General features: G+C 62.9%; 22 protein-coding genes and 1 tRNA gene. 13 read left to right on the top strand and 10 right to left on the bottom strand.

Features of this window, described 5'->3' with window-relative positions:
* Window positions 1-201: 201 nt before the first annotated feature.
* From XH80_RS27680 to XH80_RS27670, 3 genes are all read left to right on the top strand, one after another.
* The gene (locus tag XH80_RS27680; RefSeq protein ID WP_271601288.1) at window positions 202-441 is read left to right on the top strand and encodes a hypothetical protein; all 240 of its coding nucleotides are present in this window, start codon (window positions 202-204) and stop codon (window positions 439-441) included.
* Between the two features lie 224 nt (window positions 442-665).
* A complete protein-coding gene (locus tag XH80_RS27675) occupies window positions 666-1,256 on the top strand; it encodes an ATP-dependent DNA ligase (protein WP_271601287.1) in 591 nt (196 codons plus the stop codon).
* A gap of 491 nt (window positions 1,257-1,747) precedes the next feature.
* Window positions 1,748-1,960 carry a hypothetical protein gene (locus XH80_RS27670; RefSeq protein ID WP_083514618.1) on the top strand — a complete coding sequence of 71 codons (213 nt, stop codon included), beginning with the start codon at window positions 1,748-1,750 and terminating at the stop codon, window positions 1,958-1,960.
* Window positions 1,961-2,489: 529 nt separating this feature from the next.
* Here the strand turns inward: XH80_RS27670 and XH80_RS27665 are convergent.
* From XH80_RS27665 to pncA, 7 genes are all read right to left on the bottom strand, one after another.
* Window positions 2,490-2,579: transfer RNA gene (locus XH80_RS27665), tRNA-Ser, on the bottom strand.
* 337 nt (window positions 2,580-2,916) lie between these two features.
* On the bottom strand, window positions 2,917-3,243 hold the full coding sequence (locus XH80_RS27660) for a hypothetical protein (protein WP_057755178.1): 327 nt from the start codon (window positions 3,241-3,243) through the stop codon (window positions 2,917-2,919).
* 236 nt (window positions 3,244-3,479) lie between these two features.
* On the bottom strand, window positions 3,480-5,330 hold the full coding sequence (gene ilvD / locus XH80_RS27655) for a dihydroxy-acid dehydratase (RefSeq protein ID WP_271601286.1): 1,851 nt from the start codon (window positions 5,328-5,330) through the stop codon (window positions 3,480-3,482).
* Window positions 5,331-5,878: 548 nt separating this feature from the next.
* Window positions 5,879-7,156 (bottom strand): DUF1236 domain-containing protein, encoded by a 1,278-nt coding sequence (locus XH80_RS27650; RefSeq protein ID WP_271601285.1) that lies wholly within the window; start codon window positions 7,154-7,156, stop codon window positions 5,879-5,881.
* Between the two features lie 97 nt (window positions 7,157-7,253).
* On the bottom strand, window positions 7,254-9,296 hold the full coding sequence (locus XH80_RS27645) for an NAD(+) synthase (protein ID WP_271601284.1): 2,043 nt from the start codon (window positions 9,294-9,296) through the stop codon (window positions 7,254-7,256).
* A gap of 130 nt (window positions 9,297-9,426) precedes the next feature.
* Window positions 9,427-10,545: an alpha/beta fold hydrolase gene (locus tag XH80_RS27640; protein WP_271601283.1), complete on the bottom strand. Its 1,119-nt coding sequence runs from the start codon at window positions 10,543-10,545 to the stop codon at window positions 9,427-9,429.
* A gap of 13 nt (window positions 10,546-10,558) precedes the next feature.
* On the bottom strand, window positions 10,559-11,185 hold the full coding sequence (gene pncA, locus XH80_RS27635) for a bifunctional nicotinamidase/pyrazinamidase (protein ID WP_271601282.1): 627 nt from the start codon (window positions 11,183-11,185) through the stop codon (window positions 10,559-10,561).
* A gap of 245 nt (window positions 11,186-11,430) precedes the next feature.
* Between pncA and glk the strand changes: the two genes are divergently transcribed.
* From glk to XH80_RS27620, 3 genes are all read left to right on the top strand, one after another.
* A complete protein-coding gene (gene glk, locus XH80_RS27630; protein WP_271601326.1) occupies window positions 11,431-12,399 on the top strand; it encodes a glucokinase in 969 nt (322 codons plus the stop codon).
* 143 nt (window positions 12,400-12,542) lie between these two features.
* Window positions 12,543-12,746, top strand: coding sequence for a hypothetical protein (locus XH80_RS27625; RefSeq protein ID WP_057755196.1), 204 nt, complete (start codon window positions 12,543-12,545; stop codon window positions 12,744-12,746).
* Between the two features lie 145 nt (window positions 12,747-12,891).
* The gene (locus XH80_RS27620) at window positions 12,892-13,047 is read left to right on the top strand and encodes a hypothetical protein (protein WP_271601281.1); all 156 of its coding nucleotides are present in this window, start codon (window positions 12,892-12,894) and stop codon (window positions 13,045-13,047) included.
* Between the two features lie 84 nt (window positions 13,048-13,131).
* Here XH80_RS27620 and XH80_RS27615 read toward each other — a convergent pair whose 3' ends face one another.
* Window positions 13,132-13,509, bottom strand: a complete 378-nt coding sequence (locus tag XH80_RS27615; RefSeq protein ID WP_237862328.1) for a response regulator — start codon at window positions 13,507-13,509, stop codon at window positions 13,132-13,134.
* 125 nt (window positions 13,510-13,634) lie between these two features.
* Window positions 13,635-14,444 (bottom strand): Spy/CpxP family protein refolding chaperone, encoded by an 810-nt coding sequence (locus tag XH80_RS27610; RefSeq protein WP_271601280.1) that lies wholly within the window; start codon window positions 14,442-14,444, stop codon window positions 13,635-13,637.
* A gap of 477 nt (window positions 14,445-14,921) precedes the next feature.
* Between XH80_RS27610 and XH80_RS27605 the strand changes: the two genes are divergently transcribed.
* The 6 genes from XH80_RS27605 (at window position 14,922) to XH80_RS27580 (ending at window position 21,056) form a co-directional block, all read left to right on the top strand.
* Window positions 14,922-16,262 carry an ABC transporter substrate-binding protein gene (locus XH80_RS27605; RefSeq protein WP_271601279.1) on the top strand — a complete coding sequence of 447 codons (1,341 nt, stop codon included), beginning with the start codon at window positions 14,922-14,924 and terminating at the stop codon, window positions 16,260-16,262.
* A gap of 139 nt (window positions 16,263-16,401) precedes the next feature.
* Complete coding sequence (locus XH80_RS27600) at window positions 16,402-17,340, top strand: carbohydrate ABC transporter permease (RefSeq protein ID WP_271601278.1); 939 nt, start codon at window positions 16,402-16,404, stop codon at window positions 17,338-17,340.
* Window positions 17,340-18,251: a carbohydrate ABC transporter permease gene (locus tag XH80_RS27595; RefSeq protein ID WP_271601277.1), complete on the top strand. Its 912-nt coding sequence runs from the start codon at window positions 17,340-17,342 to the stop codon at window positions 18,249-18,251. Before XH80_RS27600 ends, XH80_RS27595 begins: the two co-directional genes overlap by 1 nt.
* 20 nt (window positions 18,252-18,271) lie before the next feature.
* Window positions 18,272-19,372: an ABC transporter ATP-binding protein gene (locus XH80_RS27590; protein ID WP_271601276.1), complete on the top strand. Its 1,101-nt coding sequence runs from the start codon at window positions 18,272-18,274 to the stop codon at window positions 19,370-19,372.
* A gap of 35 nt (window positions 19,373-19,407) precedes the next feature.
* Window positions 19,408-20,397 carry a hydroxyacid dehydrogenase gene (locus XH80_RS27585; RefSeq protein ID WP_271601275.1) on the top strand — a complete coding sequence of 330 codons (990 nt, stop codon included), beginning with the start codon at window positions 19,408-19,410 and terminating at the stop codon, window positions 20,395-20,397.
* A gap of 170 nt (window positions 20,398-20,567) precedes the next feature.
* On the top strand, window positions 20,568-21,056 hold the full coding sequence (locus XH80_RS27580) for a hypothetical protein (RefSeq protein WP_057755222.1): 489 nt from the start codon (window positions 20,568-20,570) through the stop codon (window positions 21,054-21,056).
* A 60-nt stretch (window positions 21,057-21,116) separates the two neighbouring features.
* Here XH80_RS27580 and XH80_RS27575 read toward each other — a convergent pair whose 3' ends face one another.
* Window positions 21,117-21,614, bottom strand: a complete 498-nt coding sequence (locus tag XH80_RS27575; protein WP_271601325.1) for a DUF1993 domain-containing protein — start codon at window positions 21,612-21,614, stop codon at window positions 21,117-21,119.
* A gap of 113 nt (window positions 21,615-21,727) precedes the next feature.
* Between XH80_RS27575 and XH80_RS27570 the strand changes: the two genes are divergently transcribed.
* On the top strand, window positions 21,728-22,522 hold the full coding sequence (locus XH80_RS27570) for a transporter substrate-binding domain-containing protein (RefSeq protein ID WP_271601274.1): 795 nt from the start codon (window positions 21,728-21,730) through the stop codon (window positions 22,520-22,522).
* Window position 22,523: the final 1 nt, after the last annotated feature.

The raw sequence follows: 22,523 nt of genomic DNA, 5'->3' as shown, positions 1-22,523 counted from the left end.
TTGGCTAAGGTGAAGATAAAACGATTCTCGGGACAGCTTATACTTGTTTGTGCAAGCCCCAGAACGCGATCAGCAGACGGGTGATGGCCCCCGTTCCGAGAGAACGCTTTCCACACCCACGACGCGCAGTAGCTCGCAATCGTTCCGAGATACCGCTAATCGATAATTTGACTCTCGCGGGTGTCGGGCTTCGATGGCGGGATGAGTGTCCGTCTCATCAAGCACGAAACCGTGCCCGGCACCGGAAGCTTCAAGGTGCGCTTCGCTGATGGGCGCCGAAGTCGTTATTTCTACTTCGACGACCTACCGTCGCGACGGCTACGTCCGGGGCAAGTGCCCCGCGAACAAGCACTCGATTGGGCCAGAATGTTCGCCCGAATTATGCGCGACGTGATCGATCGCTGGGGCCCGCCAGCGAACCGGCGGGCCTTTGATTTCTGAGCCGCCGCTTGACATCTGTCCCCGCAGCAATCGGAGCAACAATTGATGTATCTGCCGTGCCGTGTGCCTGCTAGCCTCCTGAAAAAAGGGGGCGGGCGTGGATCGATTAAAAAGCGCAGTGGCGCACCTCGAGGCGCCTGATTGCCCAAATTGTCACGTCGCCATATCGTCGGCGAAAGCGCGGCTGATGTGGCAATTTGCTGCCGCCGACTTACATGCTGGCCATGCCAAAACAGTTCGAGTTCTGCAGGCCGCAGGCGCGCAAGGTTGTGCCGGTCGGTGATGATTGGATCGACGAGGTTAAATATGACGGCTACCGGGAGCGCGTGATCCGCGACGGCCGCGACGTCAAAATCCTGTCCAAGAGCGGGCTCGATTGGACCTGGCGCTTACCTTGGATCGCCGAGACCGCGCTAAAGATGAAACAGCAGCGCTTCGTCATCGATGGCGAGATCTGCGTGCTCGACGTCCAGGGCATATCGGACTTCAACGCTCTGCAATCGAACAAGCATAACGGAGAAGCCCAGCTCTACGCCTTCGACCTGGTGGCGCCCGAGGGCGATGATCTGCGCGAGCTGCCGCTGTTCGAGCGCAAGGCGCGCCTCGGTAAGCTGCTCGCGCGGCGGCCGGAAGGCATCTTCGTGGCGCCGTTCGAGCGGGGCGAGATCGGTCCGGATCTCTTCCGCAAGGCCTGCGAGCTCGGCCTCGAGGGCATCGTCTCGAAACGCCGCGATCGCCCCTACCAAGCTGGCCGCTCAAGGGGGTTGGATCAGGTCAAGAACCGGAGTCACCCTGCAATGAGCCGGGAGTTATAGGCCCGCCAGCGTGAACCGGCGCCAACAGAAGGGCCGCAGGCTCCGCTCTACAACGGCTCCTGCGGCCCTACACCGCGACGTTCTGCACGATCACGCGGCGCACCTCTGGGCCTAGGACCATCTATCGCCCTAGAGAACGCCACACCCAAACGGCCGATTAAATTTAGAACACTGTATCTTTTTGGACTGAGGGATTGAATCCCGAGCAGAAGGATATGAACCGGCGTGCCGGGTTGAGTTTGGTGCGTCGGGCGGTCTCGGAGCGTCTCGTCTCCAGCCCCCGAGATGCTCGGGACCGTTCGTCTGAAAATAAATCCCGCGACTCACATTTGTTGTGGCCGGAACTAGTGGTGCCGGGAAGATTCGGTAAACCGGGGCTGGCTGATACTTCACTTAAATTTTTCACCCGGAAGTTTTGACCAATGCGCGCGGGCCGCAGCTGCCCCCAGCTGCGGCCTTCGTATTCTGCGAATTCCACTTTCGGAGATCCAATGCCCAACGAACATTGCTTGATCGTACATGCTGCTGGAAGACAATTGGACCTGCTCCGCGGAGAAGCTTCGCGCATCGCAAAGGGAAAACAGATTAACTGGTGGACCGATCGCGGCGACGCCGGTACACGCTTTTGCTTTGAAGACGCGAATGCGAAAGAGACGTTCGCGCTCACTTGCGACAATTTCGGCATCCGTTGTCGAGACGACTAGCACAAAAGAATCCGCCGACCTTGTGAGCCGGCGGGAGTTTCTGAACGCACCGAGTATCAGCGCCTATTGGCGGGGATCCCCGACAGCGCCGACGTCGATCTCGGTCTGGTCAGGTTGCCGGCCAACGCCCTCATTTTTCCTGCCTGCCCGATCCCGGCGAGCCGCTCGACCTTTCGAAGCCGCGCAACCCGCGCAACTTCTCGAAGGAATTTGCCAGGCGTGCCGAGCTCATCGGTTTCGGCGGCATTCGCTTTCACGACCTCCGCGGCATTCACTCGACCGCTCTGCTCGATGGCAACATTCCGGTGCATCGAGTAGCAGAGCGCATCGGTGATGATCCGGCGGTCTTGTTGAGAAACTATTCGAAGCGGAAGCGATCGAAGCAGGCCGACGCGTCAATCGCGACGACGCTAAACACCTTGGCGAAGGGCTTTCTTGCCCCTTAGGGTGGTTGGGTCCAGTTCGCTCATTGTTCAGAAGGCGATGGAAAACGAATTTCAAAAATATTTTTTTGATATCAAGAACTTACTGGCGGAAGGGGTGGGATTCGAACCCACGGTACCCTTGCGGGCACGCCGGTTTTCAAGACCGGTGCCTTAAACCACTCGGCCACCCTTCCAAGACTGGCTGTCAAGTCTGGGTGTCGCTTAACGTAGTCGGCCGCGCAAGGCAACGCGAAGTTAGGGCTGTCCGCATCGAGCCGGCCCACCAAATCCGACCTGTCAGGCGCGCGTCAGGCTGATCTTCTAGCCTGGCAACACTTGGGGAGAGTCAATAGCGCTTCCCCTCAGCCATCCCCGCCATTGGCGATGCCACCCAGGGCGTCGCTGGTCGCGAGGCCCGGTCGGATTCGCCTCCATGTCCGGGCCTCGTTTGGCTTGCCGCAAAGGAAAACGCGGCGCCCCCAAGGACGCCGCGCGAAGTCTGTTGCTGAGTTTGGTGTTGCCCGCCTCAGCTCAGTAGCCGCAGGAGGCGCAACCCATCTGCACCGGCGCGTAATAGGAATAACCCGGCGAGACCATCTCGACGCGCTGGCGCGTCGCGTATTGCGGCGGGATCTGCTCGTACTGAACACCGGGCGGCGCCACCATCACGGTCTGCGGGACCATCACGGTGCGATACTGCGCCGGCGTGCGATGCGCGACGACGGCGCCGGGTGACACCATCACGGTTTCGTCGACGGTGCGGTATTGCGGGGCGACGTATTGCTGCTGATAGCACGTCGTGCACGGCTGCGGCGGCGCGTAGCAATTATAGCAGCCGGCAGAAGCTGCGCTCGTCATCGCAATCGCGGCGACGACTGTTCCGAAAACAACAGCAAGAGTACGAGACATTATGGTGGTGCCCCAATTGCCCGAAATGGATGTGCGAAGGTGGCCGCACTATAAGCCGCAAAACGCATCTCTGCCGAAGTTCGTCGGGGCATCCTCAATGCGAACGGCCGGCTTTCGCCGACCGTTCAGAACTTGTTGACCATGCGCGAGCGCGAGAGTCACGCTCACGCCGATGCAGAACATGCTTACTTCGTGCGACGCTTGACCTCACGCACGGCGCCGCGCGCAGCGCTGGTGGTCAGCGCAGCGTAGGCCTGCAGCGCGGTCGAGACGCTGCGCTTGCGCGCCGCGGGCTGCCAGGCGGCATCGCCCTTCGCCTCCTCCGCCGCACGGCGGCTCGCGAGCTCCTCGTCGGAGATCTCGAGATTGATGCTGCGGTTCGGGATGTCGATGGCGATGCGATCGCCGGTGCGCACCAGAGCGATGTTGCCGCCTTCGGCCGCTTCCGGCGACAGATGGCCGATCGACAGACCCGAGGAGCCGCCGGAGAAGCGGCCGTCGGTGACGAGCGCGCAGGCTTTGCCGAGGCCCATCGATTTCAGATAGCTGGTCGGATACAGCATTTCCTGCATCCCGGGGCCGCCGCGCGGGCCTTCATAAATGATGACCACGACCTCGCCGGCGACGACCTTGCCGCCCAGAATGCCTTCGACGGCAGCGTCCTGGCTCTCGAACACACGTGCGGGGCCGGAGAATTTCAGGATCGAAGAATCGACACCTGCGGTCTTCACGATGCAGCCGTCCTGGGCGAGGTTGCCGTAGAGCACCGCGAGGCCGCCGTCCTTGCTGAAGGCGTGCTCGATGTTGCGGACGACGCCCTTCTCGCGATCGGCATCGAGCTCGTCGCAGCGGCGATCCTGGCTGAAGGCGACCTGTGTGGGGATGCCGCCGGGCGAGGCGCGATAGAAGGTGCGCACAGCCTCGCTCTTGGAGCGCTTGATGTCCCAGCGCTCCAGCGCCTCGTTCATGGTCGGCGCATGCACGGTCGACACTGACGTGTCGATCAGACCGGCACGGTCGAGCTCGCCGAGAATGCCCAAAATGCCGCCGGCGCGATGCACGTCCTCGACATGGACGTCGGCGACCGATGGTGCGACCTTGCAGAGCACGGGCACGCGGCGCGATAGGCGGTCGATGTCCTGCATGGTGAATTCGACCTGCCCTTCATGGGCGGCGGCAAGGAGATGCAGCACGGTATTGGTCGAGCCGCCCATCGCGATGTCGAGCGTCATCGCGTTCTCGAACGCCTTGAAGTTGGCGATGTTGCGCGGGAGCACGGAGGCATCGTCCTGCTCGTAATAGCGGCGGACGAGGTCGACGATGGTGTGTCCGGCCTCGACAAAGAGGCGCTTGCGGTCGGCATGGGTGGCGACAACCGTGCCGTTGCCGGGCAGCGCGAGGCCGAGCGCCTCGGTCAGGCAGTTCATGGAGTTGGCGGTGAACATGCCCGAGCAGGAGCCGCAGGTCGGGCAGGCCGAGCGCTCGATCACCTTGACGTCGTCGTCGCTGACCTTGGAATCGGCCGCAGCCACCATGGCGTCGATGAGATCGACCGCCTTGGTCTTGCCCTGGAGCTTGACCTTGCCGGCCTCCATCGGGCCGCCCGAGACGAACACGGCGGGGATGTTGAGCCTCAGCGCTGCCATCAGCATGCCGGGCGTGATCTTGTCGCAATTGGAGATGCAGACGAGGCCGTCGGCGCAATGGGCGTTGGCCATATACTCGACGCTGTCGGCGATCAGCTCGCGCGACGGCAGGCTATAGAGCATGCCGTCATGGCCCATGGCGATGCCGTCGTCGACCGCGATGGTGTTGAACTCCTTGGCGACGCCGCCGGCCTGCTCGATCTCGCGGGCAACCAGCTGGCCGAGGTCCTTCAGGTGGACGTGGCCGGGCACGAACTGGGTGAAGGAGTTGACGACCGCGATGATCGGCTTGCCGAAATCGCCGTCCTTCATGCCCGTCGCGCGCCAGAGGCCGCGGGCGCCTGCCATGTTGCGGCCGTGGGTGGTGGTGCGGGAGCGATAGGCTGGCATGGCGGTTTCCATCCTCGGGGTTGGGTGGCGCGGGCGGGAAATATGGAGCCGCCTCGCACCTTTCCGGCCGGATAGCGCACGGGGTGATCAGGCGCAACGGGAACTTGGATCGGACAGGGCTCCCCTGCTCCCGGCGCGGGCTTGGAGGCGAACGTCGCGAGCGCCGGGATGAACGAAGCCGTACACGGCTCAACCTCGGTTCGCGCCAACTGCAAGATGCGGATGCACATGATCAGCCAAGAGCACAACGGTATTCTCGTCCGTAGTGCTCCGGAATGGAATCCTATCGGGACCTCGCGTACATCACGCTCATCGATCGGCGGCCACTTCCAAGGGCATCATCCTCTGATCGCGCACTATGGGGTTGGGGGACCACATGGGGCGGGGGATTGAAGGCTGGGGCAAGGTGACGAGGTCCGGACTCCTAGGCACTCCGGACCTCGGAGCTTTTTACTTAGAACGCAGTTTCGCGCCGCCGGCTTTATGAGCCGCGCGGCGCGAATTCGTTGTGACGGCGTCTTGTTGACAGCGTGTTGCCGGTCCCGCGCTCAGCGGGTTTGCGGCTCGATGGTCACCGTGCAATCGCCCTGCCCCAGCGTTGCGACCACGATATCGCCAGCGGCGGCGCCGAGCGGAATCGGGGCGGATGAGCCGCCGCCGGGCATCTGAACCGTCACGCTCAGTGAATCGGTCCGCGCACTCGAGCCCACCGTTGACGGTTCGACTTCGGCCACGTTGCCCGAGGCATCACGCCGCATGATCCGGCAATTGACGCCGCTGCTTGCGTTGCTGCCGCCGGTCGCGGCCATGCTGGTTGATGCACTGCCGCTCATCTCCGCCCGGGCTCGCGACGGATCGCGAGGCACCTGGCTGACGATGCGATGCGTCCGCGGCTCCACGATGACGACGTCATCGTCCGTCGCGAAATACTCGTAGTCGCGATATTCCGGCTCGATCGAGACGATCTCGGGCGGCAGCCTGTACAGACGCACGTGCGGGGGAATTGTCTCGCCGGCGCGGATCGAAATGTTCAGGTTGCGCTCCGGCTCCGCCAGGCGCTCGCGGCTCAGTCGTTCCGAGATTTGCACCTGCTTCTCGGAGCTCACCCGGGTCTGCTGGCTGACCTGCGTGTTGGTCTGGGTGGTTTGATTGGCCTGATTGGTTTGCGTCCCGGTGGCGGGCGGTGCGCTCTGCGCGTTGTTGGTTGGCGGCGTCCGGCTCGTGTCGGTTGCGGTGGCCGGTCGATTGCCCTGCTGCGCAGGGCTCTGCTCCGCGGCGTTGCGCGGAGGTTGGGTCTGGTTACGCTCGCCCTGGTTGGCCGCGGCTCCCGTGCGCTCGTTCTGCTGAGCAGCGGGACCGCTCTTGGATTTCTCGGTCTCGGCCGTTGATTTCTGCGGCGCAGACTTGTCCGACTTGGTCTCGGCGCGGCTCTTGTCGGCGTCGTGGCCCGATTTCGCGCTTTCAGCCTCCCGGTTGCGATCCTTCGATGGCTCGCGGGATTCTTGCGCCTGCTCCCTGGCATTCGGCGCGTTGTGCTCGGCAGCGGTGGCCGGCTGACGCTTGTCCTCACTCGCCTCGTGCTTGGCAGCGCCGCCTTTCTCCTCGCGGGCGGCGCCTTGAAGCTTCTCCTGCCCACCCTGCACGCGTTCCTGGGTGCGTTCTTGGGCGCGTTCCTGGCCAGCGCCACCGCGCTGCGGCGCAGCGCTCTTGGCCGGTTCCTCGGTCCGTTTCTGCTCGTCCTTGCGCTCGGGCGCCTGAGCATAGGCAACGCCGGATGCGAGCATAAGTCCAATCGCCGCGGTCGATAACATCAAGTGCTTACGCATGGTCCCTCTCCTCAACAATTCGCAATGACAGACGCGAACGCTCTGTCGCCGCGAATGTTCCTGAAGCGGGAACGTCGCTTCCAGCCGCCGCCTGCGGCTAAGCCGATGCGTTCGGCACGTTGCGGTCGAGATCCTCGAGCCAGGCCGCAGCGCTCGAATCCGACGGTGCGCGCCAGTCACCGCGCGGCGACAGCGAGCCCCCGGCAGAGACCTTCGGTCCATTTGGCATCGCCGAGCGCTTGAACTGGCTGAAGGCGAAGAAGCGGCGTAGGAAGACCTCGAGCCAGCGTCGGATCTCCGGCAGATCGTAGGCTCTGCGCTTGTCGGCCGGGAACGCCGGGGGCCATTCGCCCGCGGCGACATCCTTCCACGCCTGGAGCGCCATGAAGGCGATCTTGGACGGCCGCATGCCGAAGCGTAGCGTGTAGAACAGGTTGAAATCCTGCAATTCGTAGGGCCCGACAGAAGCCTCTGTGCTTTGCGGCTTCTCACCCGGTTTCACTGGAACCAGCTCCGGCGAGATTTCGGCCGCGAGGATCGAGGCCAGCGTTGCATTCACGTCGGCGCTGAACTGCTTCGATGTAATCACCCAGCGGATCAGATGCTGGATCAGCGTCTTCGGCACGCCGGCGTTGACATTGTAATGCGCCATCTGGTCGCCGACGCCATAGGTGCACCAGCCGAGCGCGAGCTCGGAGAGATCGCCTGTGCCGATCACGATGCCGCCATGATGGTTGGCAAGGCGGAACAGATAGTCTGTGCGCAGACCCGCCTGCACGTTCTCGAAGGTGACGTCGTAGACCTTCTCGCCTTTGCCGAAGGGATGCCCGATATCCTTCAGCATCTGCGTCGCCGTGGTGCGGATGTCGAGTTCCTGCCAGGTGGTCTGCAACGCCTTCATCAGTGCCAGCGCGTTGGTCTTGCTCTCGCTGCCTGTCGCGAAGCCCGGCATGGTGTAAGCGAGGATATTCTCGCGCGGCAGGCCGAGCAGGTCGATGGCCTTGGCGGCGACGATCAGCGCATGGGTGGAATCGAGGCCGCCGGAGACGCCGATCACGACACGCTTGGTACCGGTGGCGCGCATGCGCTGCACAAGGCCCGCGACCTGGATGTTGTAGGCCTCGTAGCAATCCTGCTCGAGCAAATGCTCATCGTTCGGCACGAACGGGAAACGCTCGACCTTGCGCAGGAAGCCGATATCCGCAGACGGCGGCTTCAGGGCAAATGTCACTTTCCGGAATAGCGCCCCGCGCTGGCGGCGGTTGTCGTCGAACGTGCCCATCAAGGCACGCTCCTGCCTGAGCAGGTCGAGGTCGACGTCGGCCATCGTGATCTGGCCGTCTTGCCTGAAGCGCTCGCCCTCGGCCAGCAGCACGCCGTTCTCATAGATCGAGGTCTGGCCGTCCCAGGCCAGATCCGTGGTGGATTCCCCAGCGCCTGCAGCGGAATAAACATAGGCCGCAAGGCAGCGCGCCGAGGTCGACTGGCAGAGCAGCGCACGCGAGCGTGCCCGCCCGATCGTGATCGGGCTGCCGGAGAGGTTGATCAACACGCTGGCGCCGGCCAGGGCCAGCTCGGAGGCCGGCGTCACCGGAATCCACATGTCCTCGCAGATCTCGACGCCGATGGTCAGGCCCGGTACGTCGTCGGCCGTAAACAGCAGGTCAGTGCCGAATGGCGCCCGGAGCTTGCCGATGGCGATCGCCTCACCAGTGATGCCGGCGCCGGAGGCAAAATGGCGACCCTCGTAGAATTCGCGATAGGTCGGCAGATAGCTCTTGGGCACGACGCCGAGAATGCTGCCGCGGTGGATGACGACGGCGCAATTACAGATGCTGACGCCGAAGCGCAGCGGGGCGCCGACGACCAGCACGGTCATCAGGCCTGCAGAGGCCTCGACGATCGAGGCCAGCCCGCGCTCGACCGCATCGAGCAGCGGATCCTGTTGGACGAGGTCCTCGATGGCGTAGCCGGACAGGCACAGCTCGGAAAACACTGAAACCGCGACCGACTGCGCGTCGCAGGTCTTCGCCGCCGCGATCACCGCCTCCGCGTTGGCCGCGGGATCGGCCACATGGGAGGTGGTGACGCAGGCTGCAACGCGCGCAAAGCCATGGGCGTAGATCGAGTGGAAGCTCATCGCGCAAAGGACCCTTAAATCTTGCCAGAAGCCAGCCTCGGCCGACGCTGGACTCTATGTAGCCCATCGACCTGGCCCCGTGCAGGCCATCGGCCATCATGCATAACGGATCTGCAAGCCACGCCTGATGTCAGGCGCTGCGCGCCAGCAGGCCGGCAAGGTCGTTGCGCAGCCATTCGGCGATCCGGGGCCAGGCATGGGCATGGGTCCGCGCCCCCATGAACAGGCCGAGATGGTCGCTCGGCTCGGAGCGTGCTGCAATGAAAGCCGGCGGCGTGCCGAGGAGCTTCGCTGTGGCAAATGCCTGCGCGACCGGTACGACATCGTCGTCAAGCCCGGCCAGAAGGAACACCGGTGCCCTGACATCCCTCAGGTCGATCGCGCGGCCGAGCGCCATGAACTGGCCTGATGCGATCCGGTTCTCGCGAAAGATCCAATTCACGATCTGAAGATAATAGACGCCGGGCAAGTTGAGCGTTTCGCTGTTCCAGCGATCGAAGCGCGCCAGCAGGGCCGTCCCCTCCTCGTCCGAGAGGTCTCGCTGCAACGCGGCTGCGACGTCATCGGGGCCGGGCGCCTTCGACCAGACATGGAGCATCTCCTCGCCACTGACATTACCGCCACCGCGGGCGACGAGCTGATCGTAGACCATCTCGGGTGCATTGCGGGCAAGCTGCGCCAGTCTGGACTCGACCGAGAGGTCGACCGGCGCACCAACCAGCACCAGCCGCCGCACCTTGGCCGGGAAACGCGCCGCGTAGAGCAGCGACAGCCAGCCGCCCTGGCACAGGCCGACCAGATCGACCGGCGCGCCGATCTCGTCGACGGCGACGTTGAGATCGGACAGATAGCTATCGATCGAGAGGTGGCGCATCTCAGGCGTGGCCGAGCGCCAGTCGGTGAGATAGACCCGATCGATACCGCCCTGTTGCAGCGACTGCACCACGCTGTGACCGGATGCGAAATCGGCAATCAGGGCCCGATGCAGCGCATAGGGCGCACACACCAGCGCCGGCTGGCCGGATCGCGTCCGCGCGCAATCGCGCAGCCGCATGGTGGCAAGCTCCAGCGCCACGGTGCCTGATGTGGTCCAGGGCAGCTCGCTCTCGCTCTGCTCGGCCGGACGGCGCTCCAGCCACCAGAAGCAGGCATCCATCGCGAGCTTTGCCGCCGCAAACGGCCACACCATGGGATCATCGGGGCCACGCCCCGCCTCGCCGGGCCGCTCGCCGCTCTTCTCCGCCGCCATTACCTGATGATCCTCACAGGAACGCCTCCAAGCTGATGGTGGAAATGCCGAGCTCCTTAAAGCTGCGATGGGTCGCCGCGACCGAGCCGTCGAGGTCGATACCGCGGCAAGCGTCCTCAATCACCGCAACTTCGAAGCCAGCCTTGCGGGCATCCTCCGCGGAAAAGCGGACGCAAAAATCGAGCGCGAGGCCAGCCACGAAGACGGTCTTCAGCTCGCGCTCGCGCAAATAGCCAAGGAGGCCGGTCGGCGTCTTCTTGTCGTTCTCAAACAGCGCCGAATAGGAATCGATCCCGCGGCGAAAGCCCTTGCGCACCACCAGGCTTGCCCGCGTCAGGTCCAGATCCCGATGAAATTCGGCGCCAGCCGTGCCTTGGACGCAATGGGTCGGCCACAGCACCTGGGTGCCATAATCGAGCTCGATGGTCTGAAACGGCTGCTTGCCCGGATGGTTCGCCGCAAAGGAGATGTGGTTGCCCGGATGCCAGTCCTGCGTCAGCACCACATTGGCGAATTTTTGGGCGATCCGGTTGATGGCGGGCACGACCTTCTCACCGTCGGGAACGGCAAGCGCCCCTCCGGTGCAAAAATCGTTCTGCACATCGATCACCAGCAGCACGTCGCGGTCGGATATCTTCATCGAGAGGGTCCCAATCGCAAGTCTAATGCCATCCGCCCGGCGCATCGGGCGCCGGCCGCTCTCGCCAATGTCGACCTTCCCGGGCGGCTTCGCAACCACCGCCTTGAATGCAACGCTTTGCGGACGACCGTGTTGACTAGCTGTACCTGACCGCGGAATCTCTGTTATCCGCCGTCATACGGATCGGAGCAACGAAGCAGAGGAGATGGGTTCCTGTGGCCAAAGGCCACGGCAGCCAAAAGGCCATGAGTATCGGCAAGACAGGAAACATTCTTCTCGCCGATATCGGCGGCACCAATGCGCGCTTCGCACTGAGCAATGGCGAGCAGATCGGACCGATCGACTACGTGAAGGTCGCCGACCATCCAACGGTCCGCGAGGCCATCACCGACGTGCTGCGGCGGGCCGACAGCGAAAAGCCTGTCAGGGCCGTCCTCGCCGTCGCCGGCCCCGTCACCAATAACCGCTGCGTCATGACCAACAGTCCCTGGGTGATCGACGGCAACGAGCTCCAGCCGGCGCTCGGCTTCGACAGCGTCCATGTGCTCAACGATTTCGAGGTGGTGGCCTGGTCCCTGCCCGCCTTGCAGCCAGCCGACCTGATTCCGCTCGGCGGGCAGGACGGCATGCTTGGAGAGCCACTGCTGGTGGTCGGGCCCGGGACCGGTTTTGGTGTCTCCTGCCTGGTCGAGCGCCACGGCTCCCGGCTCGCTGTCGTCACCGAGGCTGGGCATGCCACCTTGCCGGCGGAGAACGAGCGCGAAGAACGGGTGATCGCCGCGATGCGCCGGCGCTTCGGCCATGTCTCGATCGAGCGCGGCGCCCTGTCCGGTTCTGGGCTGCAATCCCTCTACGAGGCGATAGCCGAGGTCGACGAAGCCCAGGTGCCGCAACGCGACGCGGCTGGCATCACCAAGGCCGCGCTGGACGGTTCTTGCGAGCTCAGCCGCGCGACGCTGGAGATGTTTTGCGCCATCCTCGGCTCCGTCGCCGGCAATCTCGCGGTGACCTTCGGCTCCAGGGGCGGCGTCTACATTGCCGGTGGAATCGTGCCGCGCTTTCCGGGATTCCTTTCGGCTTCAGCGTTCCGCGCGCGTTTCGAGGCCAAGGGGCGCTTCCAGGATTACTTGCGCAACATCCCGACGCGCCTCGTCATGAAGCCTGATGCAAGCTTCGTCGGCCTGAAGATGTTCGCCGACCACAATCTCGATTGAGGGCGGCCGCCTCGCATCGGCGCTCTCCAGCGCTTCACAGCTGACCGCAGCCAATTCGCGGTTCCACGCTGATCGTGCTTGCCCTCAGGCGTCCGATGGGAAACAATCCTGGCGTGTGTGGCGTAACGTACCGGGGGCGTAACATGCGTAAGCAGGATGTTGGATTCGACTATCACCGCTATCACCGGCTGCTGACCGAGGCAGACGATGAAACCAAGCGGATGGCGCTGATCGAGCTGTTGATCGAGGAAAAAGCGCGGGACCGCCTGGCTGCACAGCGCGCCTCGGATCGCGCGGCGATGACGGCCCACACCATCGCGACGGTGCTGCGGGGCGGCCGCAACTAGGGCTTGCAAGGCCTGCTGCCGGCGGCGAGGAGTCCGCGATCGATTGCGATTCCGTTAAGGATCCCTGCCAATCCTGTATCAAACTTTCTGCTCTAGAAGTTCCCTCGCCTGATGCAATTCAGGATCAAACAGAGGGGGAATGACCATGAGCATGATTTCGCTCGCCGAAATGCCGGCTGCCATCCAGACCCGGTCGAACGATTATTCTTTTAAAGCAATTGCCATCTTCTGCTGCCTGGGCCTCATTGCCTCATTCAGCCTGATGGCCCAGGGCGTCGACCTCAGCGCCGGCCTGATGTGAATCCCTGACGGATCGTCCGTCGCGACATGGCCGCCCCTTCCGGGCGGCCATTTTCGTGCACGATTGCCTGCACCGTCGACAGAGTCAGTGCGGGACTTTGGCAGGCATGTCCGGAAACAGCGAGTCGATGATGCTCTTGAGCTGATCGAGCGCAATCGGCTTGCGGAGAATGGGTCGGCGCCGGAGCAAGGACGGCAGCAATTCCGGCCCGTAGCCGGTGGCAAACAGAAACGGCTTGCCGCGCCGCTCGATCAGATCGGCGACCGGATCGACATAAACACCCATCAGATTGATGTCGAGGATCGCGAAATCGTACTGCGCGGTCATCGCAAAGGCGCTCGCATCGCGGACATTGTCTGCTTCTGCGACGACATGGTGGCCAAGCTCTTCCACCATGTCAGCCATCATCATCCGGATCAACGCCTCGTCTTCGACCAGGAAAACGGAGAGTCCGTCCGCCATATCAACCCCGCAAGCCTCGCTGCAAAGCTAAGCATACCCGATTTGCGAAAAGGATACACGAATTCGTGGCCTTCTATTTCCACGAACGCATGCAATCCGATTCAGGCTCGATCAATCCAGTCTGGTCAATCCAGCCCGCGCTCATGGCTGAGGCGAACCATCTCCTGGATGAACACCTGCTTCTGCTTGTCATCGAGGCTCGAATACAGCGGCTCGGCCGCATCGGCGACATTGCGCTGGTCGGCAGCGCGGTCGATCAGGAACTGCGCCTCGTTGCGCATCTGCTCGATGATGTCGTCGGGCGGATCGCGCTTGGCCCGCTCCATCCGCAGGTTGAGTCGCTCCGCGCCATTATGCCCGAGATAATGCATGGCACTGGAGAAGCCGAACCAGTGCTTCTCCTGATCGGGCGTGAGATTCAGCTCGGTCTTGATCCGCTCGATATAGGAATCGCTGTTGGCGACGATCTGTTCGGCGGTCAGTTGCGGCGCGCCGGGCTGGGTCAGGACCGTGACGTCCTTATTGTCCTTGCTGTCCTGGGGGGCGTTCTTGGCTTCCTTGGTCGGCTTGGCCCCCTTGGCGCCTTTTGCCGCCTCCTTGGCGCCTTTGGCATCCTTGTCCTTGGCAGCGCCCGGCTGCTTGGCGTCCTTGCCTGAGTCCTTGCTGGCGTCCTTGGCGGCCGGCGCCTGGCCGCTGTTGTTGTTCCCGACGCCGAGCACGCCGGTGAAGACGCCGACCACGCCGCCGATGGCGCCGCCGAGGACGCCTCCGACAGGACCGGCCGCCTTGTTACCGGCTGCGGCGCCGTCCTGGACGCCCTTGACCAAACCTTGTGCATTCGCGACTGCGGTCGCGCCGACGAGGAGTGTCAGCACGGACCCGAGCGCAAGCCATCGTCGCAGGCCAAGCCGCACAGGCGGCGCCGGGTTGATCATTTGGGTCTCCATCTCGGTCTGCTTGCCTTCTTAAGGAAACGGCAGGCGCCCTGCCGGTTGCAACTCTACAGTTTTCGCCGAGCCGAGGTCTAGCTACGGACCATCACTGTCCCGTTGGAAAGACCTTCGGCGGCGATGCAAGCTCATTTGGAACTGCGGCGTAATTGCGCACGGAGCAATTGGCGGCTTCGCCCGACGTGTGCGTCGCAATAAGGGCTGCCGCGGCTCACGCTGCGACGCAGCCGCTGTCGCGTCCCATACACAACGTTAGTTCTAGAGAGCGATGCATCAGGCTTTCTCGACAGATGCGATCAATCATGATCTGATCGCGCTACCAATTTGCCGCGTCCCCTGCGTGACTTAGCGCTGGAGACGACGAGGCCAACAAGAAACGTCCAACAATAAAATCAAAGAACAAACTTGGGAAATTCAGAGGAAACGACAGAACAATAAACAACACCAAGACGAGGAAACGAGATGTCACGCAAAAAGCTGACACGACGTCAATTTGTAGCTGCCACTGCAATGTCCTCCGCGGCGCTGATCACGGCGCCGTATGTCCGGGGCGCTTACGCTGCCGGTAAACTTTCGATCGGCTTCTGGGACCATTGGGTGCCCGGCGCCAACCAGGCCTCGACCGATCTGGTCAACGAATGGGCCGCGAAGGAAAAGGTCGAGGTTTCGATCGACTACATCACCAGCAACAACAAGAAGATTGAGCTGACCGCGGCGGCCGAAGCACAGGCCAAATCGGGTCACGACATTCTTCAGATGCCGAGCTGGTGGCCGCACGCCTATTCCGAGAATCTCGAACCGCTCAACGACGTGGTGGAGCCGCTCATCAAGCAGAACGGCGAGGTGAACGGCACGGTCAAATATCTTGCACAGTCGGGCGGCAAATGGCTCGCGGTGCCGGCGACGCCCGGCAGTCAGATCAAGGGCCCTTGCACCCGCATCGACCTGATGAAGAAGTTTGCCAACATCGACGTCCAGGAAATGTATCCGGCCGGCAGCCCGCCCAAGGCGGACAACTGGACCATGGATACGTTCCTGAAGGCCGCGGAGGCCTGCCAGAAGGGCGGCTTCCCGTTCGGCATCGGCCTCGGCGAAACCACCGACAGTGTCGATACCGCCGGCGCGATCTTCCAGTCGTTCGGCGCCGAACTCGTCAACGCCAAGGGCGATATCACGATCAAGACAGACCAGGTTCGCCAGGCCATGGAGTATTACAAGAAGCTGATCGCGTTCCTGCCCCCTGACGCGCCGTCCTGGGACGACGCATCGAACAACAAATGGCTGATCTCCGGACGCGGCGCGCTGATCATGAATCCGCCCAGCGCCTGGGCGGTTGCCAAGCGCGACGCGCCCCAGGTTGCCGAGCAGTGCTGGACTCACGGCTTCCCGGCGGGCCCGAAGGGACGTTTTGCGCCCTTCCTGCCTTACTTCTGGGGCGTCTGGAGCTTTGGCAAGAACAAGGAAGCGGCCAAGAGCCTGCTCGTTCACCTGTCCTCGCCCGCAGCGATCGAGAAATTCGTCTCGGTGAGTGGTGGTTACGACCTGCCAGCCTATGCGAACCTGACGAAGCTCAAGACCTGGGCCGAGGAAGGTCCGCCGAAGGGGACGCTCTTTCACTATCCGGACCCCTACCGGCAACAGACGCTCTCGATCGCGGCCTCACCGGCGCCGCCGAAAATCGCGCAGCAGATCTACTTCCAGGCGACGTTGACCAAGATGGCGTTGCGCTTTGCCCGCGGCGAAACGCTGGAGCAATCGCTCGCCTGGGCGGAGGGCGAGTGCGAAGGCTTCATGCGGAGCTAGAGGGCCAATGCAGATAGCTTGCGCGACCCTGCGCAAGCTATCTGTGCCGCCGACATTGCCGCGAGAGCGAAGCCGATCCCATGGCCGGCTTCGCCGTTCGACCGTTTATTTACAAGGAATCTGATTCAGGGAATCTGATATGGCCGATGTCGTCGTTGAGCAAGGTCGCATCGCTCGTGCGACGGGTGCGCGGAAAGGATCGAGCCTGCGCAATACGCTCGGGCGCAAATCGACGGTTGCGTTCCTCCTGACGCTGCCGCTGATCCTCCTGATCGCGCTGCTCGTGCTCTATCCCGCCTTCTTTTCGCTCTATCTGGCGACGCTGAACAAGGCGATGACGAAGTTCGTGGGCCTCGGCAACTTCACCTTCCTGTTCAAGCGCGAAACGTTTTGGATGGTGGTGAAGCAGTCCTGCATCTTCGCGATCACCGCCGTGATCTTCAAGGCACTGATCGGCTTCATCGTCGCCCATTTCGTCCACAACATTCCCGGCAAGAAGCAGCGCAAATGGCGCGGCATGCTGCTGGTGCCCTGGGTTATTCCGCCGGCGATGAGCACGCTGGCCTGGCTCTGGCTGTTCGACCCCTCTTACAGCGCCTTCAATTACACCCTCTCCTTCTTTGGCGTCGGCCCGATCCCCTGGCTTGGCGAGACTTTCTGGGCCCGCTTCTCCGTCATCCTCGTCAACGTCTGGTACGGCGCGCCGTTCTTCCTGATCATGTATCTGGCCGCGCTCAAATCGGTTCCCGACCAGCTCTATGAGGCGGCGGCGATCGACGGCGCCAATTGGTGGCAGAAGATCTGGTACGTCACGCTGCCGATGATGCGCAACATCATCGCCATCACCACGCTGTTCTCGCTGATCGTCACCTTCGCCAATTTCGATATCGTGCGCATCCTGACCTCGGGCGGACCGCTGGACACGACGCATTTGTTCGCCACCTGGGCATTCCAGGTCGGCATCCAGAGCAGCGACATTCCGCTCGGCGCCTGCGTCTCGCTGTTCATGGTGCCGATCCTCGCGGTCGCGGCGATCTTCATCCTGCGCGACGTCTCCAAACGCGGGAATGAAGCCTGATGAGCACGATGGCAATCGACAAAGCCGGACCGAGCCGCAAGGTCAAATACGGCAGCATGAGCCGGGATCGCGCCTGGGCGCTGCGCTGGTCCTATTTCTTCCTGGTGCTGTTTGCGATCTTCTTCCTGACGCCGCCCTTTTACATGGTGATCACCTCGCTCAAGAGCAGCGCGGAGATCTCGGCGGCGACCAATCCGTGGTGGGTGTTTCATCCCACCCTGTCGAACTATGTCGAGCTGCTGACCTCGAACCAGTTTTTGCGCTTTTTCTGGAACTCGTCGATCATCTCGATCGTGGTCGTGATCGTGACCATGCTGATCAGCATCCCCGCCGCGTTTGCGCTGGCACGAATGAAGTTCTGGGGTTCGGCAACGCTGGCTACCGGCGTCTTCCTCACCTATCTGATCCCGGACAGCCTGTTGTTCATTCCGCTGTTCAAGATGCTCGGAGTCATCCAGGACCTGACCGGCATTACGCTGCTGAATCGCTGGTATGTGCTGGTATTCATCTATCCGACGCTGACCGTGCCGTTCTGTACCTGGATCATGATCGGCTATTTCGCCTCGATTCCGAAAGAACTGGATGAGGCCGCGATCATCGACGGCGCGTCCTGGCTCCAGACCCTGCTGCGGATCTTCATTCCGGTGGCACTGCCCGGGCTGATCGCGGCGACGATCTTCGCCTTCACGGTGTCCTGGGCCCAGTTCCTTTACCCGCTTGTATTCACGACGTCGATCGACCAGCTGGTGCTGCCGGTCGGCATCACCACGACGCTGATCAAGGGCGACGTGTTCAACTGGGGGCAGATCATGACCGGCGCGCTGCTCGGCGCGGCGCCGCCGCTGATCATCTACGCCTTCCTGATGGACTACTACATTGCCGGCCTGACCGCCGGCGCGACGAAGGGTTGAAATCGAGGGGTTGAAGTGCAATGGCCGACGTTTCCCTGCGTAAGGTGATCAAGCGTTACGACGATGTCGAAGCGGTACGCGGCATCGATCTTGATATCGCCGACCACGAGTTCATCGTGCTGGTCGGGCCGTCGGGTTGCGGCAAGTCGACGACGCTGCGCATGATCGCCGGCCTCGAGGACATCAGCGACGGCGACATCATGATCGGCGGCGACGTCGTCAACGACGTGCCGCCGAAGGATCGCGACATCGCCATGGTGTTCCAGAACTACGCGCTCTACCCGCACATGACGGTCGCCGAGAACATGTCGTTCGGGCTGCGGCTGAAGCACTATCCCAAGGCCGAGATCAAGGCGCGGGTGACGGAAGCCGCCCGCTTGCTCGACATCACCGACCTGATCGACCGCAAGCCGAAGCAGCTCTCGGGCGGCCAGCGCCAGCGCGTCGCCATGGGCCGTGCCATCGTGCGCAACCCAAAGGTCTTCCTGTTCGACGAGCCGTTGTCCAATCTGGACGCCAAGCTCCGCGTTCAGATGCGGATCGAGATCAAGAAGGTGCACCAGAAGGTGCGCACCACGACGGTCTACGTCACCCACGACCAGGTCGAGGCGATGACGCTGGCCGACCGCGTCGTGGTGATGAACAAGGGGCGGATCGAGCAGATCGGTACGCCGAACGAGCTCTACCACAGGCCGGCGACGCGCTTTGTCGCAGGCTTCATCGGCTCACCCGCGATGAACTTCATTCCGTGCCGTCTGGAGGATGCCGGCGGCACGCTCCGGATCCGCCTCACCGACCGCATCGCCTTCGCGCTGCCGCCGGCCCGCGCCGCGCGCTACAACGCTTTGCCGCGCAGCGACAGACTGCTGCTCGGCATCCGGCCCGAGCATCTTGCGGAGTCGCATCCGCATCTGGAGCCGGGCGTGGAGACCTTCGACACCGTGCTCGACGTCACCGAACCGATGGGGATGGAGACGCTGGTCTATTTCGGCCTCGACGGCACGCCGGTGTGCGGCCGCGTCAATCCCAATGCCGGCGCCAAGGACGGGGCTCCCATGCGTTTGGCGATGGACCTCAACAATATGCACCTGCTAAACGAGGAGACCGGCGTCGTGCTGTGATGCCGGTCTGGGAAGCTCGAAGCAGGCGGGGAGCGATGGCGACCAATAAGAAGAAGATTTTTGTTACACAAACCTTGTCGCAAGGGGCACGCGCTCTCCTCACCCAGCGGGACGATATCGAGCTCGTCGAGTTTGCGAACCTGATCTCCGCCAAGGATTTCGAGGCCCTGCTCAAGAGCCACGCGCCGGTCCACGGCGTGGCGCTTGGCGCCACCGCCTTTGGCGAGACCGAGCTCGAGGCCGCCCGCGACATGAAAGTCGTGACCCGCATCGGCGTCGGCTACGACGCTGTCGATGTGCCCGCGCTCTCCCGCCGCAAGGTGCCGCTGATGGTCGCGGGCAGCGCCAACTCGCCTTCGGTTGCGGAAGCGGCGCTGTTCATGATGCTGACGCTGGCCAAGCGCGCCAATGAGATGCATGCCTGCGTCAAGGACGGCAAATGGGCAGAGCGGCTCAGCATGCTGCCGTTCGATCTCTACGGCAAGACCGTGCTCATCATTGGCTTCGGCCGCATCGGCAGCCGCACCGCAAAGCGCTGTTTGGCCTTCGAGATGAAGGTACAGGTCTACGATCCCTATAAGCCCGCCGCCGATATCAAAGCGGCCGGATGCGAGCCGGTCACCGACCTCGACGCCGTGCTGCCCAGCGCCGACTTCGTCACCATCCACTGCCCGAAGACGCCGGAGACCGTCGGCCTGTTCGACACCGCGCGGATCGGCCGGATGAAGCCGAGATCCTATCTGATCAACACTGCGCGCGGCGGCATCGTCAAGGAGGCCGCACTCTACGACGCGCTGGTGTCCGGCAAGCTCGCCGGCGCGGGTATCGACGTGTTCGAGGTCGAGCCGCCACCGGTCAGCAATGCGCTGTTCGCGCTGCCCAACGTCATCATGGCTCCGCACGTCGCCGGCGTGACCGTCGAGGCGGTCCAGCGCATGAGCGAACAGACCGCGCGCAACATCCTGAGTGTGCTGGACGGCGACCCGATCAGGCAGAACGTCATCAATCAGGACGTGCTCGGCTGAGGCAAGTCCGAAGGCGGTCGACCTGTCCGACCGCCTTCGGAAGGCCAAAATGCGTCCCATTTTGGTGCAGATCGGGCCCCAACTCAGCCTTAATCGAACCCGCGTAATGTATCCGGCCGCGGCGGCAGTGGGACAGACTTGCCGGTCGCGTGGCGCTGGAGGATGGACCCTTGTCAGAGATCGACCCGACCGACCAAGCGCTGGCGACCATCGCCAGCATTTTCGAGCACCCCGAACAGACCCTTGTTGTCCGTGAAACCGAGATCATTCGCGAGACCGAGATAGTCGCCGTCGGTGAGCACTCGGCTGTTGAGGAACATCACGTCGTCGACGAGCATGACGAGCATCCGGTGGTCGAGGAGCAGCCGCTGGTGCCCGATCACACCGACGCCGACGGCTACAGCAAGGTCGGTCCCGGGCCGATGGTGGCGATCCGCCTCAAATGGACGGTCCATCGCGGTGACGACGGCCAATATTACGTGCACGAGACCATCGGCGAGCAATCCGCTCCCGTGGTCAGCGGCCCGATGACCAGCGAGGCCGCCGTGCATTTCGTCGACGAACACGAGAGCGAGGCGCATCGGCGCTTCGAACTCCTGCGCAGCGAGATTTCCGGGCGCAGCTCGCTTGCCGATTACGAGCGCAAGGGCGAGGCGTAAGGCTATTTGCGCCGATCTCTCCGTACACCTCTCCCCGCTGGGGAGAGGTAAACGCGAACTCTACTTCCTTCCTAGAAAATCCTTCTTCACCAGCTCGACGCCCGCGTGCCGCAACAGGTCGTAGGCAGTCGTGACATGAAAGAAGAATTGCGGGATGCTGTTGGTGAGCAGCAGCGTGCGCCCGGTAAAGGGCAGTTCAGTCCCGTTCTTCAGCTTGAAGAAGACCCTCAGCTCCGCCGCCGCATCGATGTCGGCGCGCGGCAGGCTGTCAATGAACTCGATTGAGGTTGCGATCCGCGCCTGAAGCCCGGCCATGTCGTGCTCCAGCGGCGGCAGCGCGACCGGCTCGCACTGCGCCAGCAAGGCCGGCGCGACGGTGGCATGGCGGCAGGCTTCACCAACCTGCTGCGCCAGGTCGTACATGTTCGGCGCAAGGCGCATGCCGAGCAGCACAGCCGGATCGAACTTGCGGGCCTCGGCATAGGCAACGCCCTTGTCGAGCAGCACGGACAGGTTGCGCAGATAGGGCACGAAGAGGCCGACCGAGGCCTCGTACATCGAGATCGTCACGCCGGGATTCCCTTCAATTCCGTCTCGCCAGAAACTGGCATCTGGTCTAAATCCACGTCCACGAGCTGCACAATGACAGCTTGGGCATGGGTGGGAAAGAGATGACTGTTCGAATATCGCTTCGAATCCTGGCGGCTTTGGCCGTGATGTTGCTGGCAAACCTTTCGGCACATGCGCAGCAAGCATCGGCCTCACGGCTCGACGAGATCATCAAGCGCGGCACGTTGCGCGTCGGCATGACCGGCGACTACAAGCCCTTCACCTATCTGGACAAGGCGACGCAGCAGTTCTCCGGCTTCGACGTCGACATGGCGGAGGCTTTGGGCAAGGCGCTCGGCGTCAAGGTCGAGTTCGTGCCGACAGCCTGGCCGAAGCTGATGAAGGATTTCGAGGCCGACCAGTTCGACATCGCGATGGGCGGCGTCTCCGTCACGCTCGATCGCCAGAAGAAGGGCTACTTCTCGATCCCGATCATGCGCGAGGGCAAGACGCCGATCGCGCGCTGCGCCGACGTCGGCAAATACCAGTCCATTGCCGACATCGACAAGAAGGGCACCCGAATCATCGTCAATCCCGGCGGCACCAATGAGCGTTTCGCGCGAGCCAACATCAAGGACGCCGATATCACGGTCTTCCCTGACAACACCGAGATCTTCCATGAGATCGCCAAGGGCAACGCCGACCTGATGATGACGGACGCCTCCGAGACCCGCTATCAGCAGAAGCAGAATTCAGGCGTGCTCTGCGCGGTGCATCCGGATAAGCCGTTCGACTTCTCGGAGAAGGCCTACTGGCTGCAGCGCGACATGGCGCTGAAAGCCTTCGTCGACCAGTGGCTGCACATTTCCATGGAGGACGGCAGCTACAAGAAGATCTACGCGGCCTGGTTCGACTAGC

The organism is Bradyrhizobium sp. CCBAU 45384 (assembly GCF_028128665.1).
GTDB classification, from domain to species: domain Bacteria; phylum Pseudomonadota; class Alphaproteobacteria; order Rhizobiales; family Xanthobacteraceae; genus Bradyrhizobium; species Bradyrhizobium manausense.
This window is presented reverse-complemented; position numbering and strand designations above follow the sequence as displayed.